Here is an 8,113-nt window from a genome sequence, read left to right as displayed (position 1 = left end):
GCGGGCGAACCACCAGAGCCGTTGGCGACACCGCCCTTCTCTGTCGCATCGCCGGCATCGGCAACCGCCGTCGGCGGCGTGTTGTTTGCCGTCGCCGGATTGAATAGGACATCGACCCAGTAATTCTCACTGTTAAAGGTGCTGCTCGGAAAAACACTTGCCGAATTGTAGCTATAGACGCCGGCATTCGCCGGCGCCGTGAGTGATCCATTCGTTACGGAAGAGGCAAAATAGCCTCCTGTTGCCACATAGTGCCCGTAGTTGGTGTGATAAGAGACCACATATGTGGTGCCGGCAACGATCGAGACTGGCGTTGAAAAGCTGGCGGCCTGCCAACCGACCCCTGATTCGTTGGAAAAAGTGACCGTCGCCAATCTGGTGCCTGTGCTCGACCACAGCGACCCTGTGTGCGGTCCGATGTTCAAATCGCTCTTGTAATACCGAACACCCGTTACAGTGCCTGCGACGGAGGATTGGAACTTCATTCCAACTTCGATGGCATTTGCATCGCCGTCCGGCACGGTAGGCGGTATCGCTGAAGCGGAAAAGAAGTTGTTGCCCGTTACCGTCACTGTTCGGCCACTACCGGGGGTTTCGAGATTGAGGCTGTCGTCTACCGCCCTGGTCTTGATGGTGAACGTACCGGCTGTCTGCGCGACCCAGCTATAGGTCCAGGACTCGTCTCCAACCGCCCGGTGCCAGGTCGTACCACCATCGGTGGAGACCTCGACCGACGCGATAACACCGCCGACGTCGGATGCGGTTCCGCTAATGGTGATGGCATTGCCTACCTTAAGCGGGGTCCCGTCGTTCGGCGCAATGATCAATGACACAGGCTTTGTGGTATCCGTTGACTGTGTTTCGGCTACCAGTCCCGCTTCCAGCGTACCCGGCTGGATGCCCATGTCGGCCAGCAAATTGACCATCGCCTGCTTTACGCGCGGGTCGACGGGCGTGGCTTCCAGGTCATGGTTCGCATCAAGCCCCCATGCCCAGTAAACTGTGCCGGCACCGAATACCAATGCACCACTCGGCGCCCGGTAAAGCGTCAGGTTGTGCGTTGCGGTTGCATTGCCGGTTGTCGTACCGTAGTCCAGCAGATATTGGCTGACCGGCAACGTCGTCGACGACAACTCGATAAGCCCAGCGGGGCGAAATCCATTGTCAGGCGACTCATCCCATTCATATCCGAGATAGTTCTGCTGAAGGGCTGCTGTCTGGCCCGGCTGGAGGGTTGCCACGCTGGTATCGCGCCAGAACCGCAGGTTGGCGTCATCATACGGGATGGTAATCGCATCACTTCGGTAGGAATCGACCTGGAACATGGTACCAGTCAGCGCGTTTTCCGGCCGCCCTCCCCCGACCGCGGTCGACGAGACATAACGTGGATCCCGGAAGGTTCCAGTCCATTGATTATCCGGATCAATTGGGCCGGCCCTTGTTTCCTTGTAGCTGACCAGGGTGCGATAGGGTTGCGCGCCCGCACTGATGCTTGGAGCGAAGCGAGTCTCCCAGTAAACCTCGTTGCCGCTCCAAAAGGAGAGGTTAACCCCGGCATCCCGCGCTGCCTCGACATTGGCACGCTGTTGTCCCGACCAATACTCATCGTGGCCTACACTCAGGAACATCTTATGATTTTTAATCAGGCTGCCGAGGCGGTCGGAGTCCATTCCAGCCATATAAGACACATCATATCCGTTTTTCTCAAGCCATTGAATGGCTGAGAATTCGACACCGAAGATATAATCCTGCGGCCCGGCCGCGAGGCCGCCGCCCCTGGTGGTGATCGGGCGATTGTAGCTGACAGCGTATGCACGACCCGGGGCGGAATCTCCCCCTGGCCCGTTGCCTTGGTAGAGATTGGCTCCACCCCAGGGGTTATAGGCCTGCCAGGTCTCATCGGAGGTTTGAAAGATAACATCGCTGTGGCTGCTGTCGTCGCGTACGATGAATGGGATTTGGTTCTCACCAGCGGTACCATCCTGCCGCACGAGCTTTGCAATATAGATGCCCGACGTCGCGTCTGCCGGAATTGCCCAGGACGCCGACACCGACCAGTTGCCGGCGTCGACCAGACCGGTAGCGTTATCGCGCAACGGTGTAGGCTGGTTCTGCACGCCTGTATGCTGGATCGTCGTAATCTTGCGCGCGCCCATGCCGCCGTAATAGCCGAGGCGATAGATGTCGATTCGATAGTTGTTGGAGTTCGTGTTGATTTTGAAGCTGACAGTCTGGCCGCGATTGACGCTGATGTCGGTGGCAAAACCCTCGATGTTCGTGCTGCCTGCCCCGTCGATGCCCCATTCACTCTCCGGATTACCTTGCTTCTGGTTCTCGGTCACGATCGCGTTGCTGACCGCCGCTGCGGCCGCCAAACTTTGGATCGCCGCACTCTGAGTGCCGCCCAGATCGGCTGCCGGCGCAGCAAAAAGCGTGGCGCTCTTGGAGCTGGCGCCTCCGGTTACGGGCTCTCCAACACCAACTAGAGTTCCGCTCGAGACCGTTGAAACGGTCAATCTTGCGGTTTCACGAAAACCTGACATTCGGGACAGGCCATGCAGCTGGTCGGTCGCCGACGCGCCGAACGACAGACCAAGCGCCTGGAGTGAACGAGACCCAGTCGCGCTTCCTTGGTCGAGCGTGGCCGTCTGCGGCATGACGAACCTGCCGGAAGCGACGTGCCCACCCACCATAATGGCCGGGTCTTGTCCTGAAGTCTTGCCAACCGTGCTCTGACCGGCGTGCGGCGATGACTCTATTCCAAATGTTTGCGCACCCCAACTGCCTGAGAAATGATCCCATCCCCCGGCGACAGAGCGAGGCACGGCACCGTTGCCCCCCTGAGGTCCGTCTCCGTTGCCATTTGCCAGTGATAGCGGCGTCAGATCGCTGATCACCTGACCGTGCGCATCGCAGACCGCGCCCCCGTTCCGACGATCTTCTCCATCGGCTATCGTTTCCTTAATCGGGTTGTCGGCCACGGCGCCGGAGGCCGTCCCCACAGCGGTCGGCGTGGCGAGCGCGACTTGATGAGATCCGTCGCCTCCGTAGGCCGCATTGCGGGATTTCGACTTTCGGCCGCCGGAAAGCCACCTGGGGAGCCATGAATCCATGAGTGTCGAGCTGGAAGCCCATCGGCGAGCGTTGCGATTCATGGCATGCTCCCTCATAAATTTTCAAGATCAAACCCCTGAGAACCGGCCAATAAGCAGGTTTTTTAAGTATAATCGATAACGCATGAAATACAGTGTACGCCTTTCGATGTAAAACAGTCGACATCTCTTTGGCGATAGGATTGCAGCATGCTCAATGTGTAGTTGCGCTAATGACGCTCGCTGGTCACAGACTATATTCGATACATAGCAACGCGTAGCGTCTGCTAGCACTCGACATGCGGCCGGACCTCAGGCAAGATGCGTTACTGCCCGCAAGTAGCACCTGCATTCGCAACCACCTGAAATCGCGTTCATAGCTCTTCTGCCAATCTAACGAAAAGCGGAGTTCATGACGATGGCTGCACCTACGTCTTCGCAAGGCGGCACCGTTGCCGACCAGCTTCTCGATTACCTGGTTCTCGAAAATGCGACGCTGATGTTCGGCGTTCCGGGTGCCGGTATCGCACATCTTTTGGAGCGGGTCAGGCAAAGACGCGAATTCACCTATATCGTGTGCCGGCACGAGTCCGCGGCTGCTTACATGGCCGACGGTTATTTCAGGGCGACCGGCAAGCCCGGCGTCGTCCTGGTCACCAGCGGCCCCGGTGCCACCAACGCCCTCACCGGCACGATGAACGCCAATTTTGGCGGTTCTGCCGTCATGACGTTGACCGGCGAGGTGCAGCAGAACTTCCTTGGCCGCGGCTATCTCCAAGAAGGGACAGACTGCGGTCTGAATATTCGTGACATCTACGCCGCGGGAACCCGTTATAGCGCCGATATCGCAGCATCGGCCGGGGCGCCTATCATTATCGAGCAGGCGCTGCGCGACATGCTGTCAATTCCCCGGCGCGCCGTACGTCTCGGCATTTCCGACAGTGTCGCGTCGGCAATGATCGACGACGAGGACCCGTTTCAGATCGTGGCGCCGCGCCCCCCGGCCCGTCCCACCAACTATCGTTCGCTGCCAGGCGGTGCACCGGTCGACGCCGTCCGGCGAGTGCTCAAGGTGATGTCGACCGCCATGCGTCCACTGATCCTGGTCGGCAGCGGCTGCCGAGACGCGGTTCGGGATCCTGACACGGCCGACGCGCTTCGGGCCCTGGCGGAGTGGTGGCAGGTTCCGGTCATGACGACCTCGGATGGCAAGGGCGTCTTTCCCGAAACGAACGAGCTGTCGCTTCGCACCTACGGGTTTGCTGGTTGCCAATGGCCGCAATATTGGATGATCAACAAGGATGGCACTGCGGCCCATGACGCCCTGCTCGTCATCGGCTCCTCGCTCGGCGAGCTTGCAACCTACCGATGGAACCCGATGCTGGTGCCGAATGGCCCATTCATCCAGGTCGATATCGATCAGGCGATGATTGGACGCGGCTTCCCCGTAACCGACGGAATCGTCGCGGAGGCCGGAGCCTTCATCCGGGCTCTTTGGGATCAGGCGCCAACCTGGCCGGCTTCCCCTGCGGTGGTTGCAGAGCGAAAGGCCGAGATCGCCGGGATCAAAAAGGCCAATTCGCCATTTTCCTCGCCCGACGACTACACCTCGGAAGCGGCTCCTCTCCAGCCGGCCGCCCTTTGCCGAACGCTCAACGAATTGCTGCCGGCTGATGCATCCATTTTCATCGATTGCGGAAATTGCGTCGGCTGGGGCCTGCATTCCCTGATCGTTGACCGAAAGCAGGAATTCCATAGCGCCCTTGCCATGGGCCCCATGGGATTTGGTGTCTGCGGCGTGATTGGCGCCAAGCTCGGACAGCCGGGTCGCCTCTCTCTCGCACTGGTTGGGGACGGAGCCTTCCTGATGCAGCTCGGCGAGATCTCCACCGCCGCCGCCCACAAGGTGGGCGCCATCTGGGTCGTCCTGAAGGACGAGGATCTCAACATGGTGGCACAGGGAATGGCGATGATGTTCCCGAGCGATGGCGGCTTCAGCGATGCCTACAGCCTTGGCACGACCGACCTGGTGAAGGTGGCGGAAGGCCTTGGCGCCAATGCGGTTGGCATCTCGAGCCCCGGCGACCTTCGGGACGCCTGGCCAAAGATCGTCGATGGCGCAAACAACGGGAGACCGCAGGTGATCGTCGCGCATATAGACCCCAAGGCCGCTCCTCCATACTGGAGCCCGCCTTACTGGCAAAAGAAGGTCGACTGAGGGAGGGGAAACCATGGTTGCATTACCTGATGTCGACGTTGCGATCGTCGGCGGCGGGATTGGCGGCATTTATGCCGGATGGCGGATGCTGACATCGCGTCTGACGGGCTCCGGCCTCGCAGTCTGGGAGACTGCCCGGGGAAAACTCAAGGTCGCCCTCTTCGAAGGGAGCGACCGCATTGGAGGCCGCCTGCTTTCGGCCCGTTCTCCGCATATGCCCGATACAACCGCCGAGGTCGGGGGCATGCGCTATGTCGCACCAGCACAAACACTTGTTACCGGCCTGGTCGAGTGCGTGTTGAAACTGCCCTACCATGCCCAGGTTGTCGATCTTCCTGGTAATATTGCCTTCCTGCGCGGCAAACTCCTGCGCACAAGCGATCTCGGCGATACGGCGGCACTCCCCTACTGGTTCGATCCAGGGGAAGCGGCTTGGCTGGCTGCCAGCGGTGCCGGGAGTCCCGCCTCGCTGATCGGGCGCGTTCTGACAAGCCTGATGCCCGGGCTGATGGAGAATCTCAATGCCGGGACACTGCGCCAGTATCTCGAAAAAGTTGAGATCGACGGATTGCCACTGTGGCAGCACGGACTGTGGAATCTCCTCGCCAAGGGCCTTAGTGCTGACGGATATGCCGCCGCCCGTGCGACTGTCGGATATGACTGTCTCGGCGGAAACACCAATGCACTTGACCTGACCGCCGAGTATTTCGATTTTACTCCGGGCGTCAGCTACCGGATGGTCAACGGCGGTTACGAGACTGTGCCCTGGGAGCTCCAGAACCGTTTCCAGGCGGCTGGTGGCGAGATCCAGTTCAACCAATGGCTTGCCGGTTTCGAAGGCATCACGCTTGAGGACGGCTCCACAGGTATCGAGCTGCGTTTCCGCGACGGCACGACAAGGACGGCGCGTGCCATCGTGCTCGCCATGCCGCGCCGTTCCATCGAACTGCTGGATCCGGAAGGCAAGGTTCTCGGCCCTGAGAACATCCAGTTCCGACAAGACCTCGCTTCCGTCGCACCAATTCCCCTCTTCAAATGTTTTTTGCTCTATCCGAACTGCTGGTGGCAGGATTCCAAGGTAAGTTCCGGTCGTTCGCTCACCGACATGCCGATCCGGCAATGCTACTATTGGCCCGCAGGGCCAGACGGCGGGATCATTCCCAAGCGGGACGCACCAGGCCTCGTCATGGTCTACGACGATCTCCTGAACGTGAGTTTCTGGGAGGGGCTGGACAAGCGGGCGGAAGTCCACAAGGCAGGCCTGCCGCTCAACCTTAAAAGCCCGGGTCACCATTGGGCGAAGTTCCAGCCAGACACAGCCGAAATCGCGGACCCGTCTGACCCGTTCGCCAAACGGCTCGCCGATAACTGGGCACTGCACCCCGCCACCACACAGATGGTAAACGAACTCCATCGAGAACTCATGCAGATGCACGGCAACGACAGCGCCCCGCGCCCCATCGATGCCGCTTATATGGACTGGTCGCGCGACCCCTACGGCGGCGGCGTGCATCTTTGGAACGTCAACGTCCAGTCGGATGTCATGCTTACCCGCATGACCCAACCGGTTGAGGATTTCCCCTGCTACATCTGCGGAGAAGCCTATTCGACCAACCAAACGTGGGCAGAGGGCGCCCTGCAGACGGCCGAGATCGTCCTGCAGCAGCGGCTCGGTTTGCCGAAAGGCGAGTGGCAGCATGGTTGAGAGCGATTTGGGGATCATCGGACTGGGCTACCAGCTACCAAAAGGCGTGCGGCTCAACGACGACCCGATCTTCAACGCACTGAGGAATAACGCCTCGGAAACGGAGATCCTCGCGCTGTTCCAGGGTTATGAGCGGCGGCATGTCCTTGGAGCCGACGAGACATTGGCCTCCATCATGGTGGCTGCCGCCAAGAAGGCGATGATCGACGCGGAGGTAACGGCTGATGACATCGACCTTCTGATCGGCTGCGCATCGCTCAGCCGTTACATCGTGCCGAGCGACCTCGGAGACGTGCACAAGGGTCTTGGTCTGCCTGAGCGGGCCATGCCATTGGCGCTCGGCAACGACTTTTCTAACTTTACGGAATCGCTCGTCATTGCCGATGCCCTGCTCAAGGCGGGACGGGTCCGGCGTGTCCTCGTCGTTGCCGGCTGCGACTGGACGCGGGCTGTCGACTATAACGAGGCTGCCTCTATCAGCGCCGGCGACGGGGCTGCGGCTGCCGTGCTCGGCGGTGCAACGGCCGGTGTACGATGGGTCGTCCGGGACCAGCAGGCTCTTGTCCAGTCCGACCTTTACGGTGTCATGTACGTCGCCGGGAACCGGATAAAGACCGACGGGCAACCGGAAGACCAACTATATAGCGGTCCCTATTTTCACATGACAGAGAAGGGCATCGACGCCTTCAAGTCTTTTGGCGGTGAAACCGCTCCGAGGGCGGCGTTGGATGTGTTGCAGCGCCAGGGGCTTTCCGGCACAGACATCACCCTAATCGGCCACCAGGCCTCGACAGTGCTTTTGAAGAGCTGGTCCAGCAAGCTGGAAACCGGACCGGCGCTCAGCACCATCACCGATTTCGGAAACATGACCGTCGCGAGCATCGCCGTGACGCTGGCTGCTCGCGAGGAGGACATAACAACGCCCTACGTCATGCTCCTCGCACTCGGGCTGGACTTGCATGCGCATGCCGTGCTGCTGCAGCGGGTGATTTGACGAAACTTACGACAACACCCAATGAATTGAGCGCAGTTTCGTTCAGCGGTGCATTTTTGTGCGACCAAGATGGAGCGACACAATACGTCGAAGTCATCGTCTCG

General features: G+C 60.0%; 4 protein-coding genes. 3 read left to right on the top strand and 1 reads right to left on the bottom strand.

The annotated features are described in order from the left end of the window. Positions 1-3,155: N,N-dimethylformamidase beta subunit family domain-containing protein (locus FHT97_RS20375; protein WP_183864059.1), on the bottom strand; the 3,155-nt coding region annotated here is incomplete at its 3' end. Positions 3,156-3,510: 355 nt separating this feature from the next. Between FHT97_RS20375 and FHT97_RS20370 the strand changes: the two genes are divergently transcribed. From FHT97_RS20370 to FHT97_RS20360, 3 genes are read left to right on the top strand one after another with little or no spacing between them, the layout of a single operon-like run. Further along, positions 3,511-5,310 (top strand): thiamine pyrophosphate-binding protein, encoded by a 1,800-nt coding sequence (locus tag FHT97_RS20370; RefSeq protein WP_246712701.1) that lies wholly within the window; start codon positions 3,511-3,513, stop codon positions 5,308-5,310. A 13-nt stretch (positions 5,311-5,323) separates the two neighbouring features. Beyond that, entirely contained in the window at positions 5,324-7,015 is a 1,692-nt protein-coding gene (locus tag FHT97_RS20365) for an FAD-dependent oxidoreductase (protein ID WP_183864057.1), read from the top strand. Next, the gene (locus FHT97_RS20360; RefSeq protein ID WP_183864056.1) at positions 7,008-8,009 is read left to right on the top strand and encodes a 3-oxoacyl-ACP synthase; all 1,002 of its coding nucleotides are present in this window, start codon (positions 7,008-7,010) and stop codon (positions 8,007-8,009) included. Before FHT97_RS20365 ends, FHT97_RS20360 begins: the two co-directional genes overlap by 8 nt. Positions 8,010-8,113: the final 104 nt, after the last annotated feature.

Origin of the sequence: Rhizobium sp. BK399 (assembly GCF_014194695.1) — a bacterium.
Classification (GTDB): domain Bacteria; phylum Pseudomonadota; class Alphaproteobacteria; order Rhizobiales; family Rhizobiaceae; genus Rhizobium.
This window is presented reverse-complemented; position numbering and strand designations above follow the sequence as displayed.

Bases quoted from the DNA above. Each gene is read 5' to 3' on its own strand.
- FHT97_RS20360 (WP_183864056.1), top strand. From the start codon at position 7,008: ATGGTTGAGAGCGATTTGGGGATCATCGGACTGGGCTACCAGCTACCA.
- FHT97_RS20370 (WP_246712701.1), top strand. From the start codon at position 3,511: ATGGCTGCACCTACGTCTTCGCAAGGCGGCACCGTTGCCGACCAGCTT.
- FHT97_RS20365 (WP_183864057.1), top strand. From the start codon at position 5,324: ATGGTTGCATTACCTGATGTCGACGTTGCGATCGTCGGCGGCGGGATT.